Genomic DNA, 17,523 nt, shown 5'->3' on the forward strand with positions numbered 1-17,523 from the left:
GTAGCGAAAGCGAGTCTGAACAGGGCGAATCAGTCGCTGGGAGTAGACCCGAAACCGGGCGATCTACCCATGGCCAGGGTGAAGGCGCGGTAACACGCGCTGGAGGCCCGAACCGGGATCTGTTGAAAAAGATTCGGATGAGCTGTGGGTCGGAGTGAAAGGCTAATCAAGCCCGGAGATAGCTGGTTCTCCCCGAAAGCTATTTAGGTAGCGCCTCGTGTATCACTGCCGGGGGTAGAGCACTGTTTCGGCTAGGGGGCCATCCCGGCTTACCAAACCGATGCAAACTCCGAATACCGGCAAGTGCAATCACGGGAGACAGACGGCGGGTGCTAACGTCCGTCGTCAAAAGGGAAACAACCCAGACCGCCAGCTAAGGTCCCTAAATCATGGCTCAGTGGGAAACGATGTGGGAAGGCCCAGACAGCCAGGAGGTTGGCTTAGAAGCAGCCATCCTTTAAAGAAAGCGTAATAGCTCACTGGTCGAGTCGGCCTGCGCGGAAGATGTAACGGGGCTTAAGCCATGTACCGAAGCTGCGGATGCGCATTTATGCGCATGGTAGGGGAGCGTTCCGTAGGCCGTTGAAGGTGTGCTGCAAGGCATGCTGGAGGTATCGGAAGTGCGAATGCTGACATGAGTAACGACCAAGGGGGTGAAAATCCCCCTCGCCGAAAGCCCAAGGTTTCCTGCGCAACGTTCATCGGCGCAGGGTGAGTCGGCCCCTAAGGCGAGGCCGAGAGGCGTAGTCGATGGGAAGCAGGTTAATATTCCTGCACCAGACCGAACTGCGATGGGGGGACGGAGAAGGCTAGGCCAGCCGGCAGTTGGTGTCCGGTTTAAGCGTGTAGGCAGGACCCTTAGGCAAATCCGGGGGTTCAATGTCGAGACGTGACGACGAGTTCCTACGGGGACGAAGTGGTTGATGCCATGCTTCCAGGAAAAGCCTCTAAGCTTCAGGTTCGGTGTGACCGTACCCCAAACCGACACAGGTGGGCAGGGTGAGAATCCCAAGGCGCTTGAGAGAACTCTGGTGAAGGAACTAGGCAAAATAGTACCGTAACTTCGGGAGAAGGTACGCCCCTGTCAGGTGAAGGTCCTTGCGGCCGGAGCCGAGAGGGGTTGCAGTGACCAGGCCGCTGCGACTGTTTATTAAAAACACAGCACTCTGCAAACGCGTAAGCGGACGTATAGGGTGTGACGCCTGCCCGGTGCCGGAAGGTTAAGTGATGGGGTCATCTTCGGAGAAGCTCTTGATCGAAGCCCCGGTAAACGGCGGCCGTAACTATAACGGTCCTAAGGTAGCGAAATTCCTTGTCGGGTAAGTTCCGACCTGCACGAATGGCGTAACGATGGCGGCGCTGTCTCCACCAGAGACTCAGTGAAATTGAAATCTCGGTTAAGATGCCGAGTACCCGCGGCTAGACGGAAAGACCCCGTGAACCTTTACTACAGCTTTGCACTGGACGTTGAACCGACTTGTGTAGGATAGGTGGGAGGCTTTGAAGCGGTGACGCCAGTTGCCGTGGAGCCGACCTTGAAATACCACCCTGGTCTGTTTGACGTTCTAACCTCGACCCGTGATCCGGGTCAGGGACAGTGCATGGTGGGTAGTTTGACTGGGGCGGTCTCCTCCCAAAGCGTAACGGAGGAGCACGAAGGTACCCTAATCCCGGTCGGAAATCGGGAGTTTAGTGCAAAGGCATAAGGGTGCTTGACTGCGAGACGCACACGTCGAGCAGGTACGAAAGTAGGTCTTAGTGATCCGGTGGTTCTGTATGGAAGGGCCATCGCTCAACGGATAAAAGGTACTCCGGGGATAACAGGCTGATACCGCCCAAGAGTTCATATCGACGGCGGTGTTTGGCACCTCGATGTCGGCTCATCACATCCTGGGGCTGAAGTCGGTCCCAAGGGTATGGCTGTTCGCCATTTAAAGTGGTACGCGAGCTGGGTTTAGAACGTCGTGAGACAGTTCGGTCCCTATCTGCCGTGGGCGTTGGAGACTTGAGGGAAGCTGCTCCTAGTACGAGAGGACCGGAGTGGACGAACCCCTGGTGTTCCGGTTGTCACGCCAGTGGCACTGCCGGGTAGCTATGTTCGGACGGGATAACCGCTGAAAGCATCTAAGCGGGAAGCCCCTCCCGAGATGAGGTCTCCCTAGGCACTTGATGCCTCTGAAGGTCCGTTGAAGACGACGACGTTGATAGGCAGGATGTGGACGTCCAGTAATGGGTGAAGCTAACCTGTACTAATTGACCGTGTGGCTTGACCATATAACACCCAAGCGCGTTGCGCCGGGTGTCGACACCTCGCACAGCAACGATCTCACCGAACAGGACGCGTCCCCGAGCGGGGCGCGACCGCCCGTTTTCCTGGCGGCCATAGAACACTGGAACCACCTGATCCCATCCCGAACTCAGACGTGAAACGGTGTCTCGCCGATGATAGTGTGGGGCCTCCCCATGCGAACGTAGGTCACCGCCAGGGCCTTACCCCGAAACCCCCGTCCCACGACGGGGGTTTTTTTTATGCGCGCGGAAAAGACGGCTCGACAGAAACCCGGTATCCTGATCTTAAACCGCGCCGACTCCAGCAGTCGTCAAGTCTGCCGGGGCCGATCCCATCCAAAAACATCGCATGCCGTGCTGAGCGCGGTTTAAGGCGGAACGAATGCAATTCATCGACTTGAAGTCACAGTATCGACTGATCGAAGACGACGTGAAGGCCCGTATTCATGCTGTCCTGGAGCACGGACAGTACATCATGGGACCTGAAATCGAAGCGCTGGAAATCGCGCTCGCGGCCTTCGTCGGCACGCGCCACTGCATCGGTCTTTCGAGCGGAACAGACGCGTTGCTCGCGGCCATGATGGCGTTGGAGATCGGTCGGGGCGACGAGGTTATCACGACCCCGTTCACCTTCATCGCGACCGGCGAGATGATCGCGCTGCTCGGCGTGCGCCCGGTCTTCGTCGACATCGACCCCGTGACCTACAACATCGACCCTGCCCGGATCGAAGAGGCCATCACCGGACGGACCCGCGCCATCATGCCGGTTTCTCTCTACGGCCAATGCGCAGACATGGACGCCATCAACGAGATCGCCGCACGGCATCGCCTGCCCGTAATCGAAGACGCCGCTCAGAGCTTCGGAGCCACGTACAAAGGAAAGCGGTCCTGTGCTCTGTCCTCGATCGGCTGCACGTCCTTCTTCCCGTCCAAGCCGCTGGGGGCATACGGCGACGCGGGGGCCTGCTTCACGAACGACGATGAAACGGCGAAAAGGCTGAAGGAGATCCGAAATCACGGTCAAGATCGCCGTTATCACCATCCGCGTGTCGGCTTGAATGCCCGCATCGACACGCTTCAGGCGGCCATTCTGCTGGCGAAGCTACCGCTGTTCGTGAACGAGATCGATGCACGAGCCCGAATCGGAGCGCGCTATTCCGAGTTGCTTCAGGCTCATGGGGCGGTGTCGAGTGAGGCTGTTGCCGGAGGCGGCGTCTTGACGCCATTCATCGCACCGGGCAACGAGTCGGTCTATGCGCAGTACACCATTCAGATCGACGAGCGCGATCGCGTCGCCGAGGCATTGGCGGCCGAAGGGATTCCGACGGCGGTACACTACCCCGTCCCCTTGAACGACCAACCCGTGTTTCAACCAAGCCTGGAGCGATTCGGCACCCCTGTCAGCGCACGCGTAGCACAGCGGGTCATCAGTCTCCCGATGCACCCGTATCTGTCGGACGAGGATCAAATCCGGATCGCCGATGCGGTCGCCAAGGCAACCGGACTCGGCACCAGGTAAGGTCGGGCGACGAGGGGGGATTGAAGGAAAGCAATCGAAGACCTAAACCGCGGCCGGTGCGGTAAGCGTAATTTGTTGGATTCGCTTGCCGCTCAGGCTCCGACGACCGTCGGACGCTGAGCGGTTTAAAGTTTTGAAAAATATAAATTTTTAAACCGCGTCCCCGCTAAGGGCCGTGGATGCACCAAACGTCGAACTCACTCGAAAGTCAGCATCTCGCTCTGGACGCGGTTTAAAGCAACACCAGATTGTCGCGATGGATCAACTCCTCCTCGTCGAGATAGCCGAGGATCACCTCGAATCGGCTCGACGGCTGACCTTTGACTCGCGCAACTTCCTGCACATCGTAGTTGACCAAACCGCGCGCCACTTCGCGGCCCGATTCATCGACACAGGCAACAACCTCGCCACGGTTAAAGGCGCCTTGCACCTCTTTCACACCCACGGCGAGTAGACTTTTCCCCTTCTCGCGTAATGCATTGACCGCGCCGACGTCGAGCGTGAGACGACCACGGACTTGTAGGTGGCCGGCCAACCACTGCTTGCGCGCCGCCTGAGGGCCCTGGAAGGGCACCAACAGGGTGCCGACGCCCTCCCCTTCTCCGATCCGTCTCAGGACGTCTTCTCCACGCCCGGGCGCGATCACCGTCGGCGTACCCGAGCGCGCGGCAAGACGAGCCGCACGGACCTTCGTGATCATTCCGCCCGTACCCAAACCCGTGACGCTACCTCCGGCGACCTGATCGAGTTGCGGATCGTCGACCCGAGTCTCGGGAATCAAGCAAGCATCGGCGTGAGCGCGCGGATCCCGGTCGAATAGGCCATCTTGATCGGTCAGGAGAATCAGAAGGTCGGCCTGGATCAGGTTAGCGACCAGAGCCGCCAAGGTATCGTTGTCGCCGAAGCGCAACTCGTCGGTTGCAACCGTATCGTTCTCGTTGATGACGGGAATCACACCGAGCTTGAGCAGGGTCCGAAGGGTACTGCGGGCATTGAGATACCGGGCGCGATCAGCCAGATCGTCATGTGTCAGGAGCACTTGGGCGGTGTGCAGTCCGCGCGCTTGAAAACAGTCTTCATACGCGCGCACGAGTCCCATCTGCCCGATCGCAGCGGCCGCCTGCAGCGCATGGAGCGCCTTGGGACGCGCCTGCCAGCCCATCCGTGCCATCCCCTCGGCGACAGCACCGGAAGACACCAGAACCACCTCGTTGCCCGCCATTCGGCGCGCGCTGATCTGCTCGACCCAGGGGGCCAGCATACTGCGCTCGAGTCCTGCGCCGTCGCGGGTCAACAATGCACTTCCGATCTTCACGACCCATCGACGCGTGAAGGGGATCATGGCGCGTGAAATCATAGGAAAGGTCCAACCGGTTCAGTCGAGCGGATGCCAATCGGTCTCGAGTGGTGCGGGATCGGCATCGGCGCCCCTCGCGCGATCTCCGCCTGCCTGCTCTGCGGCAGCTCTTTCCGCAGCCAACGCCTCCAATCGACTCATCAGATCACCCATCAGCGCCGCCGTACCCTCCCCCGTCATTGCGGAGATCCCGTAGACGGGCAATGTCCACTCGAGTCGCGAGATGATCTTCTCGCGCTGCGCCGCGTACTCTTCGGGGAGGAGGCGGTCGATCTTGTTGAGCACCAACCAACGCTCCTTGAGCGCGAGTCCTTCACCGAACGCGGAGAGTTCCGCCTCGATCTTGCGAACCTGCTCGACGGGGTCTACCGCGTCGTCCAACGGGGCGACATCCACCAGGTGCAACAGAAAGCGTGTGCGGGAGAGATGTTTGAGAAAGTGGCTCCCCAGCCCCGCACCGTCCGCCGCACCCTCGATCACGCCGGGAATGTCGGCAATCACGAAGCTGCGGTCGCGACCGAGCCGCACCACACCGAGGTTGGGATAAAGCGTCGTAAAGGGATAGTCCGCGACTTTGGGGCGCGCACTGGAGACCTGGCGAATCAGCGAGGATTTGCCTGCATTCGGGAAACCGAGCAAGCCGACATCCGCGAGCAGAATCAGCTCGAGCTGGAGGTCTCTGCGCTCGCCCGGTGTCCCCGGGGTGAACTGTCTCGGGGTTCGATTGGTGCTGGATTTGAAGCGCGCGTTCCCGATGCCGTGAAAGCCGCCTTGGGCAACCAACATCTGTTGGCCGGACTCCAAGAGCTCGCCGATCAACTCCCCGGTCTCGCGCTCGAAGACGCGCGTCCCGACCGGGACCCGGATAACGAGATCAGCGCCCGCACGCCCGGTCATGTCCCGGCTCCTGCCGTTCTGCCCCCGCTCCGCGCGATGCACGCGTTGGTAACGCAGATCGACCAGGGTATTCAGGTTGACGTCGGCGACGAGGTGGACGCTGCCGCCGTTGCCCCCGTCGCCGCCGTTGGGTCCGCCCTTCGGGATGTATTTCTCGCGACGAAAACTGACGCAGCCGCTGCCGCCGTCTCCTGCCTCGACCCGAATGAACGCCTCGTCGACGAATTTCATAACTCAAACAACCTCATCGCTGAAACGAAAAGAGCCCCGCCGAAACGGCGAGGCTCGCGTGCCCGTTGCGATGGGTAGCGCCCGAACCGATCAGACCGAGCCGACGCTCGCAGGCTTTTCGACCACCGTCACGAACTTCCGATTCTTCGGCCCCTGCTCGACAAAGGTCACAACCCCGTCGCGAAGAGCGAAGAGCGTATGGTCACGTCCGCAGCCGACGTTGACCCCGCTGTGGAATCGGGTACCGCGTTGGCGCACGATGATGGCTCCGGCCTTGACGACCTGCCCACCGAAGACCTTGACGCCGAGTCGCTTGGATTCCGAATCACGCCCGTTGCGCGAGCTGCCGCCAGCTTTCTTATGTGCCATGGGAGTCTCCTCTTCAGCCGGCGCTGATCGCCGTAATCTTCAGGGCGGTAAACGATTGACGATGGCCCTGGCGTTTCAGATGGTGCTTGCGCCGCCGAAACTTCACGATCATGACCTTCTTCGCACGCCCGTGGCTTTCGACCGTTGCGCTGACCTTGACGCCTTCGACATAGGGCTTGCCGACCTTGACATCGTCCCCGTCGGCCACCAGAAGGACCTGATCGAAGTCGACGACAGCGCCCTGCTCCGCCAAAATCTTTTCTACTTTGACGGTGTCGCCTTCTGAAACCCGGTATTGTTTGCCACCGGTTTGAATGACCGCGTACATGTCTGAAGATCCCCAAAACCATTCGGCGAGATCGGCGACTGGCGCCGAAACAAAAGAAGCGGAATACTACTCGATGGTTAACACCCGGTCAAGACCGTTTGCGGAGCCGCATCGGCAAGCGACACCGCGCCGCGACCGTTGTGCCGGCCAAACCGCAGGGGAATCCAAAGTACGGGGCCTCGCAACCCGCCTCCGACTTGACAGACCCCCATCCCACACCTAGCATCCGCCGCCACGATCAGTCAGTCCATAGACACCTCATGGATATCACCGCGCTCCGACAACCCGTCGCCGAAGACGTCAAGGCCGTTGACGCCTTGATCCTGCGTCGACTCCGGTCAGACGTGGTGCTGATCAATCAAATCGGCAGCTACATCGTCAACAGCGGCGGCAAGCGATTGCGCCCGCTGTCTGTCCTGCTCGCATCGCGCGCTTGCGGATATTCCGGCGAGCGGCACATCGACCTGGCGGCCGTCGTGGAGTTTATCCACACCGCGACGCTCCTGCATGACGATGTGGTGGATGCCTCCGAGCTCAGACGCAACCGCGAGACGGCCAATGTCGTCTGGGGCAACGACGCCAGCGTACTGGTCGGGGACTTCCTCTACTCCCGCGCCTTCGAGATGATGGTCGATGTCGGGAATATGCGGGTCATGGACATCCTCTCGCATGCGACCAACCGGATCGCCGAAGGCGAGGTGCTTCAACTCCTGAATACGCACGACCCCGACACGGATCAGACCCGCTATATGGAAGTCATCACCCGCAAGACGGCGACGCTGTTCGAAGCGGGCGTGCGACTCGGCGCCGTACTCGCCGGATCGAGCCCCGGCGTCGAAGAAGCCGCGGCGAGCTACGGCCTGAACCTCGGGATCGCCTTCCAGCTCATCGACGACGCGCTGGATTACAGTCCGGCAAACGCCGAGCTGGGCAAGAATGTCGGCGATGACCTCGATGAAGGCAAACCGACCCTCCCGGTCATTCGCGCGATGGAAGTCGGAACACCCGAGCAGAAGGCATTGCTGCGCAAGGCCATCGAAGAAGGCGGCCGCAAGCACATGGAATCCGTCGTGGAGGCGATTGCGTCGACCGATGCCATTACCTATACTACGCGGCTTGCGGAAGACTTCGCGGATCGAGCAAAGCGATCGTTAAATGCGTTGCCGCCCTGTCCCGCCAGGGATGCCATGGCAACACTGGCCGATTTCTCGGTCGACCGTAAACATTGAGGAACCATTTCGGGGTGTAGCTCAGCTTGGTAGAGCGCTGTCTTCGGGAGGCAGAAGTCGCTGGTTCGAATCCAGTCACCCCGACCAAAATACAGGTTACAAAAAAGCCGGCTCAAGCCGGCTTTTTTGTGCGACCTTATTTTATGCCCCGCCGGTAGATCGGTACCCGCGGGGACTTAAACCGCGCCAGCTCCGACAAACTACGCATACCGCAACCGGCGCGCTTTAGGCTCGCTCCGAAGCGCTTGCGTGTTGCGATTCGGGTGAGTGCCTCATCCGAACATAGATGCTCGCAAAGACCAGCAGGACATTGATCACGCCGACCACGATGAAGGGTGCACGCGGATCGACCCGATCGAACAGATATCCGCCAACCGGCGTAATCAAGAGAATACCGATCGCGCCGGCGACGTTGAAGGCGCCGAGCACCGAGCCCCGCTGCCCGGCCGGGGCTTCCTGGCCGATCAAGGATTGACCGCCGAGATAGACACTGATCTGGCCGATCCCGAGCAGGATAAAGAAGATCGGACCATAGGAGGAGAGCGGATCCTCGAGCGCCAACAGACTGAGATTGCCCAAGGCCGCCAGCGCCATGCAGATCGCGAGGCCGGTGACCCTGTCGATCCGGTCGAGCAGCGGGCCGAGAACGGGCGCCCAGACGAGTGCCGAGACCTGCGCCATCACGAAGATCAGGGTTCCGCTCATCACCGCCGAGGCGGACTCCATGCCGGTCGCCTTGGCCGCCAAGGTGCCCCAAAGGACGAGGAAGATCGCGTTGACCGATTGGTCGCCGCGTGCGATGAATGCAGACGAATAGGCCAGGAGGATGCGTGGATTGCGCCCGTGCGCAAAACCGCCGACCAAGAGCTCGCGCACGCTCGGGCGGTCCTGGAGACGCACAGGCACACCTGGCTTAAGGCCCCAGAGGAGCAACAGGGCAACCGCGACTGCAAGACCCGCAACGATGAAATGGGTCAACCTGCCCGCGGTGACGCCGTCGAAGCCCGCGCCGGTGAAGACCTTCGGCATGGCACCGAGACCCTGACTGATGAGCACGACACCCAAGCCGCTCATGACACCGACGATGGCCACCAACTTGCCGCGGGAACGTTCTGCCGGATAATCGGCAAGGACGGTCGACAACCCGCCCGCGACCGCGACCACGCCGATCGCATAGAGAACCCGATAGACATAAAGCGCCTCGACCGACTCCGCCAACGGATAGAGGACATAGGTCAAGGCCAGGACCAGAAATCCCGCCGCGTAGACCCCTCGACGCCCGATCCGGTCCATGAGGATGCCGGCCGGCAAAAACAGCAACAGGGTGACGATCTCGGTCAGGAAGACAAGCTGGCCGCTGATCGCGCCCTGCGTCGACTCCGGAACACCGAGATGCTCGTTGAGGATGTAGGTCTGACCGATGGAGATGAAGATCATCAGTCCGATCGAGAAAAACGCCGCAACCAAAAAGGTCCAGCCGTTCCGAGGCAGGACGGACGGCGCCAGGTGGATCGGGCCGATCCGGTAGGTCCGGTCGAGGTCGGGCATCTGCGGATCTCCGGCGATGAGCCATTGCGGTTTGGACGGTCGGGCCGGCATTATCCCATCAGGCGATGGATGCGGATACTCCGGTTGCAGGTCGGCCCTGCGAAGATTCACGAACACAGTGCCGGTGCCGAGCCGGTTCGCGAGAACGGCACGACCCGGTTCGGGAAACACGCCCGATTCACAACACTCAACCTTATTTGATGCCCGAATGGACAAGAGGCCAGAGTTACCGATCGCTTCGCCCCCTTCGGCTCGATGGATGTGGTTGTCGGCGCTATGGCTGCCGACACTGGCCTCGGCAGCCGAGCCGTCTGTGTCCTCGTCCGCCTCTATCGGGGCAGGCACGGGCGGAGCACTGGCCCTTCTGGCTGCAGTGGCCGTCGTTGCAGCGTGGCGTGAACGCCGCCTCCGAGGCGACATCGCCGCACGGATCGCACAGACGCAAGCGGCGCACGCCGGGCTCGAAGGGCGCTTGGCCCGGAGCGAGCGTCTGGTCGAAGAGACACAACGGCTCGGGCATCTCGGAACCTGGGAGTGGGATGCCGAGAACGACCGACTCGAATGGTCCGCCGAGGTTTATCGCATCTTCGCCGTACCGCCCGATGGCTTCCCCGGGAATTACAGAAGCTTCCTCGACTGCGTTCACCCGGAAGACCGCGCGCGGGTCGAGGATAGGGTTCGAGCCGCCATCCTCGGAACCGGGGATTACGACTGCGAGCATAGGATCCTGCTACCCGACGGCGAGGTACGCTACCTCCACGGGCGCGCAACGCTGACCCGCGAGCAAGGTCGTCCCGTCTATATGACGGGAACCGTGCGCGATGTCACCGAGAACCGACGCGCCTGGATGCTCCAGGAAAGCCGTATTCACATCATGCAGTTGATCGCCGAAGGCGCTCCCGTGCAAGAGGCGCTCGACGCGATCGCCGCATCGATCGAGGCGCTCGACCAGAGCCTCATGTGCTCGATCATGCTGATGGACAGCGCCACCCACCGCCTGCGTGTCGGCACGGCCCCGAGTCTTCCGGATCGGCTTGTCGAGGCGATCGACCGCCTGACGGACGACCCGGCCAAGGGGGCGACTCCGCACCCGATCGGCGAGCCCCTCGTGATCGCCGACGTCCTCTATCATCCCTATTGGCAGTCGCTGGCAGGCATCACGGAGGAGACCGGTGTCCGCGGTTTCTGGTCCGAGCCGATTCGCGATGCCGGCGGGGACATCTTGGGGACCTTCGATATCTATTCGCGAGCCCCCGGCAAACCCGACGCGGAGCAGCTGATTTATATCGCGCAAGGCGCGGCGCTGGTGGCCGTCGCCTTGCAGCAAGCGCGCGATCGCGCGGCACGCATCGCCGCCGAGGAGCGCGCGCGGCTCCTGTTGGAGTCGACCAGCGAGGGGGTGTTCGGACTCGACCCGGACGGTGTCACCACCTTCATCAATCCCACGGGCGCACGCCTGTTGGGATACGACCCGGCCGATCTGGTCGGCAAACCCTGCCCGGCCGTCACCCATGACGACCCCGACGAAGGCGACCGCGACGCCACCCGGTGCCGAATGCTCTCGGTCATGCATACCGGCAAAGACATCGTGGTCAGCGACGAAGTCCTGCAGCGACACGACGGCTCGGCGTTTCCCGTCGAGTATCGCGCAACACCGATCCGCGTCGGCGACTCCGCGATGGGTGTTGTCGTCACCTTCCACGACATCACCGAACGCAAACGCAACGAGGAGCAGATCCTGCGCCTCGCCTACTACGACAGCCTCACCGGCCTACCCAATCGCGCCCTGTTCAAGAGTCAGCTCGCCAAGCGACTGACCTCGGTGCGGCGCGCCGATCGCGGCTTTGCTCTGCACTTTCTCGATCTCGACCGCTTCAAAGAGGTCAACGACACCCTGGGTCATCCCGTGGGCGATTTGCTCTTGAAGGAGGTTGCCCAGCGCCTGTCGGCCCTCGTGCGCGGGATGGACACGGTCGCGCGATTCGGCGGCGACGAGTTCGCCGTGATCCAACCCGATGCTCAGAGCATCGCCGATGCAGCCACCTTGGCGGCAAAGATCGTCGAGCAACTGTCTCGACCCTATTCGATCGACGGCCATGCCATCAACTGCGGGGCGAGCGTCGGTGTCGTCTTCGTCCCCAAGCCGGATATCGACCTGGAAACCCTCCTCGGCCGTGCCGATGTCGCCCTCTACAAGGCCAAGAACAACGGACGCGGCGGCTACGCATTCCATACCGACGCCATGACACGGCAGGTCCGCCGCGATGCCGCCCTCACGGATCGGATCGACGAGGCCGTACGCAGCGGCGAGCTCTTTTTGCACTATCAGCCGCAGGTCGAGCTCGCGAGCGGACGGATCACGGCGGTCGAGGCCCTGGTGCGCTGGCGCCATCCGGTGGAGGGGGTTCTGCCGCCGGGGGATTTCGTGCATCTCGCCGAGCGCCGCGGGCTGTTTCATGTCCTCGGCAGCTGGGTGCTGAGCACGGCCGCACGCGAGGCGCGCGGCTGGCATGACCGAGGACTCGCCTTCGGTCGGGTCAGCATCAATGTCTCGCCCCAGCAGGTCCGCGCCGGCTGTCTCGCCGATGACGTGCTCGCGACGGCCCAGGAGACGGGGCTGGACCCCGCCCGACTCGAGCTCGAGCTCACCGAGACCGCGATGATGGAGTACGGCGAGCATTACCGGACCCAGATCGCCATGCTCCGGGATCTCGGCGTTCGGCTCGTTCTCGACGACTTCGGCACCGGCTTCTCGTCATTGACCTATCTGCGTCGGTCCGCGGTGAGCACACTCAAGATCGATCGCCAATTCGTCCGCGAGCTCGACGACAACCCCGATGCCGTCGAAACCATTCAGGCGTTGCTCGCCGTCGCGCATGCACTCAAGCTCGATACGGTGGCAGAGGGTGTCGAGACCCGCAAGCAGGCCGAGCGCCTGGCGGCGATGGGCTGCAAATGCGGACAAGGGATGTGGTTCGCGCCTCCGATGGAGGCCGAGGCAATCGAGCGACACCTGGTCGCCGGGTTCATTCGGCCCGACGCCGATGCGTTCATAAGACCGATCGGCCGGGGTTGAGCAGCGCCCCTCTGGCGAGCCGCTCGAGGTCGCGGTCGCGCATCCCGAGCAGATAGAGGATCCCGTCGAGCCCGACGTTCGCGATGGCGTGACGCGCCTGCTTGGTGACGATCGGCTTGGCATGAAAGGCGATTCCGAGCCCGGCGATCGCCAGCATCGGCAGATCGTTGGCACCATCGCCCACGGCGATGACCTGCTCCAGGCGAATCCCCTCGCGGGCCGCGATCTCGCGGAGAAGCTCGGCCTTGCGCGCCCCGTCGATGATCTCGCTCGAGACCGTGCCGGTCAGTTTGCCGTCGCGAAACTCCAGTGTGTTGGCATAAACGTCGTCGATCCCGAATCGACGTTGCAGGTGCTCGGCGAAATAGGTAAAGCCGCCCGAGAGGATGGCGATACGGTAGCCGAGCTGCTTGAGGCTTGCGATCAGTCGATCGGCGCCCTCGGTAATGGGCAGGCGTGCGGCGATCTCGCCGAGCACGGACTCGTCGAGGCCTTCGAGCAGCGCGATACGACGCCGGAAACTCTCCTTGAAGTCGAGCTCGCCGCGCATCGCGGCCTCCGTGATGGCGGCGACCTCTGGACCGACTCCGGCCGCCTTCGCCAACTCGTCGATCACCTCGGTCTGGATCAGGGTCGAGTCCATATCGAAACAGACCAGACGACGGTTGCGTCGAAAGATGTCGTCCTCCTGCACGGCCACGTCCACGTCGAGAATCTGCCCCAGCGCGAGCAAACCCGCGTGCAGCTCGGAGAGATCCGCAACCGCACCGCGGACCGACAGCTCCACGCAAGCGAGCGGATGGCGCTCCGGCACACGCCGTGAGAGACGCCCCGTCAGCCGAGAGATCCGATCGACGTTCAGACCGAATTCGGCAACGACGGCGGAAACCCGCGCAATGTGCTCCGAATCGATCTCACGACCCAGCAGGGTGAGGATATGGCGCGGCTGCCCCTGCTCGGCCACCCAGTCTTCGTAGGCGTCCGGATCGACCGGCGTAAACCGGAGATCCAGCCCCATGCCGTGAGCGGTGAACAGCAGATCGCGAAACACCGGGCAGGATGCGCTGTCTGCCGGCAGCTCGACCAGAAGACCCAGCGCCAAGGCGTTGTGGATGGTCGACTGGCCGATATCCAGTATCGGCACCCGATACCGGGCCAGGATGGCGGTGAGGGCTGCGGTGATCCCCGGACGATCCTCGCCCGAGACGTTGATGAGGACGATCTCGCTCATGCCGTTTCCATTGCGCGTCGATTCTGCGGAAGGTTCAGCTGCGCTCCGGGACCTCGAGGATGGTTTGGGTCAGATCGATGCAGCCCGTCTTGAAGCCGGTCTCGCAGTAAGCGAGATAGTAGTCCCACATCCGTCGAAAACGCGCATCGTATCCGAGACGAGCCACCTCCTGATCCACCGCATGGAAGGCGAGACGCCAACGGCGCAGGGTTTCGGCATAGTCGAGCCCGAACCACGCCGTCTCGCGAATCAGCAGATCCGCATCCTGCGCCTCGCGCGTCATGCGCTCGGGCGTGGGCAGCATCCCGCCCGGGAAGATGTAGAGCTGAACGAAGTCCGGCTGCTTGCGGTAGACGGGGAAATCGTCCTCGTTGATGGTGATGACCTGCAAGGCGATACGACCGCCCGGCCGCACCAGCCGCCGCAACGCCTGGTAGTAGGTCGGCCAGAAGGCTTCGCCCACCGCCTCCATCATCTCGATCGAGACCGCGTGGTCGAAGCGCCCCTCGATGTCGCGATAATCCTGAAGCATCAGGTCGACGCGATCGGAGAGACCGGCGGCCTCGAGGCGTTCGCGCGCATAAGCGAGCTGCTCGCGCGAGAGGGTCACGCCGGTGACGTGCAGACCTCGCCGTGCCGCCAGCTCCGCGAAACCGCCCCAGCCGCAGCCGATCTCCAGGATACGCTCGCCGGGTTTGGCGTCCAGCGCGTCGAGCAAGCGCTGATATTTACGCTCCTGGGCCGATTCCAGACTGTCCCGCGCCGGGTCGGCAAAGAGCGCGGAGGAGTAGGTCATACTCGGATCGAGCCAGCGTGTGTAGAAGTCGTTGCCTAGGTCGTAGTGGTGGGCAATGTTGCGGCGACTGTTGATGGGGTGATTCTCACGCAGCCGATGGCTCAATCGATCCCAGAGGCGCGACCAACGCATCCCGCGCGGCCCCACGCCCAGATGTTCCATATTGTCGTAGAGCACCTCGAGCAGTGCGGCGAGATCGGGCGTCGTCCAATGCCCTTCCACGTAGGATTCGCCGAATCCCACCTCGCCTCGAGTGAGCAGCCGCCCGGCCATCTTGAGCGGCGACTGCACCTCCATGACACCGCTCGCGCCCGGGAACCGGCCGCGGTGCAGCGTGGCGCTTCCGTCGGGAAAACGCACCAAGAGCTGGCCGAACGCCAGGTGCCGACAAAACCCGCCGATCAGACGGCTCGACCAGCTCCATCGGCGGGTGAGAGGTTCTTCGATCAACTCCTCTGCGGACATCAGGACACCTCTTCTAGGGGTGGAGTCGGCTTGGAATGGTAGCGCCCTCCCTTGAGCCAGATCTTCAAAGCCTGCCAATGGATCATAAGGACAACCTTCAGCGTCAGAAATGGATAGGCGAAGGCGGCGCGCAGCAGCTTGGCGTCCGTGATCGTCTCCGCGATCCCCTGCTGGACGGCCACCAGCATCAAGGACTCGTCCTGATATTCGCGGATCACGATCGCATGACGATCGCCTTGCCGTGTAAACCGGAAGTGATAGTCGGCGTTCATGTCGACAAAAGGCGAGACGTGGAAATCCTTGCGATGCGCGTGACGGATCGGCCAGTCCATCGGAGCGCCCTTCTCGTGCAACAGATAGCTGTGGGCCTCGCCGAAGGTGTTGTTGACCTCGCACAGCACCGCGACCGGCCTGTCGCAGCGATCGAAGCAGGTCCAGACACTCAGCGGATTGAAGACGAATCCGAGCACGCGCGGAAAACACTGCAGCTCGATGCGGGCGATCTCCATCTCTTGCCCGCGCGCGCGCAGTCGCTCGAGCAACCAGGGCTTGAGTCCACCTCCGTCGCGCCCGCCGTGATCGCGATCGTAAAAGGAGAAGAGGTTGAAGCGGTTATGAGAGAACCAGCGGCAATCACGCGCGATCTCGCCGACCCGCTCGACATCCAGCACCATGCTGAAGACCCGGTAGACGAAGCGATAACGCACCGGAAAGAGCCGACGATGCATGACATCGCCGAAGATGATTCGACCGGCAACCGTGCTCACGAGGGCAACACCGTCATGCTGCTCGGCCCGGCCCCTGCCGCGTAGCCGGCCCCTGCGCCGTCGCCCGCTGCAGCGGATGGCGCCGCCGTCTCCCAGGGCGGACGGACATCGAGCCCGCGCGCCACATCGACCGCGGCACGCAGGCCGTCCTCGTGGAATCCGTATCCCAGATAAGCCCCGCTGAACCAGATCCGGTCGCGGCCTTGGATCTCGCCGATGCGGCGCTGGGCCTCGGTGGCACTCGCGTCGAACATCGGGTGCTCGTAGGTCATCTCGGCGAGAATCAAATCGCTGCGCGGCGCCACACGCGGATTGAGACTGACGAAGACATCGCGGTCGGACGGCAGATCCTGAAGGCTGTTCATCCAGTAGGTCACCGTCACCGGACGATCGGCGCCCTCCCCCGGCTGTTGGATATAGTTCCACGACGACCAGACCCGGCGGCGTTTCGGCATCAGTCCGGAATCGGTGTGCAGAAAGACCTGATTGGTCTGATACCGGAAATCGCCGAGGATGTCGCGCTCGAGCGGTGTTGGGGACTCGATCAAAGACAGTGCCTCGTCGGCGTGGCAACCCATCACGACTGCGTCGAAGTGCAAACGCTCCCCCGCCGCGGTCTCGACCTCGACGCCCTGCTCACGACGCCGCACCCGCTGCACCGGTGTGTCGGCCAGACAACGCCCCCGCAACCGCGCCAGGATCGCCTGAACGTAGGCGCGACTGCCGCCGCGCACCGTCTCCCAGTCCGGACGATCGACCAGATCAAGCAGACCGTGGTTGGCGAAGAATCGCGCAAAGCTCAGGAAGGGAAAGTCGCGCATGTCTTGCGTGGGACAGGACCAAATGGCCGCTGCCATGGGGAGCAGATAGTGGCTGGCGAACCGATCCGAGTAACGACCGCGCTGCAGGAAATCCCCGACCGTCAGGGTGTCGCCGGGGTTGGAGTTGATGAAGTTCTTGGCCGCTGCGTTGAATCGAAGAATCTCTTTGACCATCCACAGAAATCGCCAGTCCAGTAGATTGGTACGCGCGCCGAACAGCGTATTGAGACTGTCGCCGCCGTACTCGATACGCCCGCCCTCCAGACTGGCCGCGAAGGACATGCTGGTCGGATAGGTCGCGACATCGAGATGCTTGAACATGGCGGTCAACAGCGGATAGTTGCGCCGATTGAAGACCATGAACCCGGTGTCCACCGGAAAGGCCCCGCGCGGGTCCGCGACCTCGAGCGTATTGCTGTGACCACCGACATACGCATTGCGCTCGAGCAGGGTCACCTCGTAACGCGAATCCAGCAGCCAAGCGGCACCGAGTCCACCGATACCGCCACCAACGATCCCGATTGTTTTGACTGACATCCGAATTGATCCTTCCGATTGATCCCGAGTAGAGAGCCGACAACAGCACCTGAGGCTGTCCAT

Annotated in this window: 12 protein-coding genes, 1 tRNA gene and 2 rRNA genes (1 of these 15 running past the window's edge); 6 read left to right on the top strand and 9 right to left on the bottom strand. The window is 62.3% G+C overall.

The window, feature by feature from the left end; genetic code table 11:
- The 3 genes from BDD21_RS02355 to BDD21_RS02365 form a co-directional block, all read left to right on the top strand.
- A 23S ribosomal RNA gene (locus BDD21_RS02355) occupies nucleotides 1–2,274 on the top strand (it extends 614 nt beyond the left edge of the window).
- 98 nt (nucleotides 2,275–2,372) lie between these two features.
- Nucleotides 2,373–2,488 (top strand): 5S ribosomal RNA (gene rrf, locus BDD21_RS02360).
- 183 nt (nucleotides 2,489–2,671) lie between these two features.
- A complete protein-coding gene (locus BDD21_RS02365) occupies nucleotides 2,672–3,808 on the top strand; it encodes a DegT/DnrJ/EryC1/StrS family aminotransferase (protein ID WP_120795777.1) in 1,137 nt (378 codons plus the stop codon).
- Between the two features lie 232 nt (nucleotides 3,809–4,040).
- On the opposite strand, the gene proB is transcribed toward BDD21_RS02365, so the two are convergent.
- The 4 genes from proB to rplU form a co-directional block, all read right to left on the bottom strand.
- Nucleotides 4,041–5,165: a glutamate 5-kinase gene (gene proB, locus BDD21_RS02370; RefSeq protein WP_120795778.1), complete on the bottom strand. Its 1,125-nt coding sequence runs from the start codon at nucleotides 5,163–5,165 to the stop codon at nucleotides 4,041–4,043.
- A gap of 18 nt (nucleotides 5,166–5,183) precedes the next feature.
- Nucleotides 5,184–6,293, bottom strand: coding sequence for an Obg family GTPase CgtA (gene cgtA, locus BDD21_RS02375; RefSeq protein WP_120795779.1), 1,110 nt, complete (start codon nucleotides 6,291–6,293; stop codon nucleotides 5,184–5,186).
- Between the two features lie 90 nt (nucleotides 6,294–6,383).
- The gene (gene rpmA / locus BDD21_RS02380) at nucleotides 6,384–6,662 is read right to left on the bottom strand and encodes a 50S ribosomal protein L27 (RefSeq protein ID WP_120795780.1); all 279 of its coding nucleotides are present in this window, start codon (nucleotides 6,660–6,662) and stop codon (nucleotides 6,384–6,386) included.
- 13 nt (nucleotides 6,663–6,675) lie between these two features.
- Entirely contained in the window at nucleotides 6,676–6,990 is a 315-nt protein-coding gene (gene rplU / locus BDD21_RS02385) for a 50S ribosomal protein L21 (RefSeq protein ID WP_120795781.1), read from the bottom strand.
- A gap of 260 nt (nucleotides 6,991–7,250) precedes the next feature.
- On the opposite strand from rplU, the gene BDD21_RS02390 reads away from it, so the two are divergent.
- Together BDD21_RS02390 and BDD21_RS02395 are read left to right on the top strand one after the other, a co-directional pair.
- Complete coding sequence (locus tag BDD21_RS02390; protein ID WP_120795782.1) at nucleotides 7,251–8,219, top strand: polyprenyl synthetase family protein; 969 nt, start codon at nucleotides 7,251–7,253, stop codon at nucleotides 8,217–8,219.
- 10 nt (nucleotides 8,220–8,229) lie between these two features.
- Nucleotides 8,230–8,306: transfer RNA gene (locus BDD21_RS02395), tRNA-Pro, on the top strand.
- 138 nt (nucleotides 8,307–8,444) lie between these two features.
- Here the strand turns inward: BDD21_RS02395 and BDD21_RS02400 are convergent.
- Nucleotides 8,445–9,767, bottom strand: coding sequence for an MFS transporter (locus tag BDD21_RS02400; RefSeq protein ID WP_120799701.1), 1,323 nt, complete (start codon nucleotides 9,765–9,767; stop codon nucleotides 8,445–8,447).
- A 265-nt stretch (nucleotides 9,768–10,032) separates the two neighbouring features.
- Between BDD21_RS02400 and BDD21_RS02405 the strand changes: the two genes are divergently transcribed.
- Nucleotides 10,033–12,843: a bifunctional diguanylate cyclase/phosphodiesterase gene (locus BDD21_RS02405; protein ID WP_425470205.1), complete on the top strand. Its 2,811-nt coding sequence runs from the start codon at nucleotides 10,033–10,035 to the stop codon at nucleotides 12,841–12,843.
- Here BDD21_RS02405 and serB read toward each other — a convergent pair.
- Genes serB through BDD21_RS02425 form a run of 4 tightly spaced genes read right to left on the bottom strand, consistent with a single transcriptional unit; the run spans nucleotide 12,818 to nucleotide 17,460 of the window.
- The gene (serB, locus tag BDD21_RS02410) at nucleotides 12,818–14,074 is read right to left on the bottom strand and encodes a phosphoserine phosphatase SerB (RefSeq protein ID WP_120795784.1); all 1,257 of its coding nucleotides are present in this window, start codon (nucleotides 14,072–14,074) and stop codon (nucleotides 12,818–12,820) included. The two genes, BDD21_RS02405 and serB, sit on opposite strands and share 26 nt — an antisense overlap.
- 34 nt (nucleotides 14,075–14,108) lie before the next feature.
- Nucleotides 14,109–15,335 (bottom strand): SAM-dependent methyltransferase, encoded by a 1,227-nt coding sequence (locus BDD21_RS02415; protein WP_120795785.1) that lies wholly within the window; start codon nucleotides 15,333–15,335, stop codon nucleotides 14,109–14,111.
- Nucleotides 15,335–16,102, bottom strand: a complete 768-nt coding sequence (locus tag BDD21_RS02420; RefSeq protein ID WP_120795786.1) for a DUF1365 domain-containing protein — start codon at nucleotides 16,100–16,102, stop codon at nucleotides 15,335–15,337. The genes BDD21_RS02415 and BDD21_RS02420 overlap by 1 nt, the downstream gene beginning before the upstream one ends.
- On the bottom strand, nucleotides 16,099–17,460 hold the full coding sequence (locus tag BDD21_RS02425; RefSeq protein WP_245969369.1) for an NAD(P)/FAD-dependent oxidoreductase: 1,362 nt from the start codon (nucleotides 17,458–17,460) through the stop codon (nucleotides 16,099–16,101). The genes BDD21_RS02420 and BDD21_RS02425 overlap by 4 nt, the downstream gene beginning before the upstream one ends.
- Between the last annotated feature and the right edge of the window lie 63 nt (nucleotides 17,461–17,523).

The sequence above is a fragment of the Thiocapsa rosea genome, assembly GCF_003634315.1.
GTDB lineage: Bacteria > Pseudomonadota > Gammaproteobacteria > Chromatiales > Chromatiaceae > Thiocapsa > Thiocapsa rosea.

Bases quoted from the DNA above. Each gene is read 5' to 3' on its own strand.
- BDD21_RS02400 (WP_120799701.1), bottom strand. From the start codon at position 9,767: ATGCCCGACCTCGACCGGACCTACCGGATCGGCCCGATCCACCTGGCG.
- BDD21_RS02390 (WP_120795782.1), top strand. From the start codon at position 7,251: ATGGATATCACCGCGCTCCGACAACCCGTCGCCGAAGACGTCAAGGCC.
- proB (WP_120795778.1), bottom strand. From the start codon at position 5,165: ATGATTTCACGCGCCATGATCCCCTTCACGCGTCGATGGGTCGTGAAG.
- BDD21_RS02365 (WP_120795777.1), top strand. From the start codon at position 2,672: ATGCAATTCATCGACTTGAAGTCACAGTATCGACTGATCGAAGACGAC.
- cgtA (WP_120795779.1), bottom strand. From the start codon at position 6,293: ATGAAATTCGTCGACGAGGCGTTCATTCGGGTCGAGGCAGGAGACGGC.
- BDD21_RS02425 (WP_245969369.1), bottom strand. From the start codon at position 17,460: ATGTCAGTCAAAACAATCGGGATCGTTGGTGGCGGTATCGGTGGACTC.
- rplU (WP_120795781.1), bottom strand. From the start codon at position 6,990: ATGTACGCGGTCATTCAAACCGGTGGCAAACAATACCGGGTTTCAGAA.
- BDD21_RS02415 (WP_120795785.1), bottom strand. From the start codon at position 15,335: ATGTCCGCAGAGGAGTTGATCGAAGAACCTCTCACCCGCCGATGGAGC.
- rpmA (WP_120795780.1), bottom strand. From the start codon at position 6,662: ATGGCACATAAGAAAGCTGGCGGCAGCTCGCGCAACGGGCGTGATTCG.
- serB (WP_120795784.1), bottom strand. From the start codon at position 14,074: ATGAGCGAGATCGTCCTCATCAACGTCTCGGGCGAGGATCGTCCGGGG.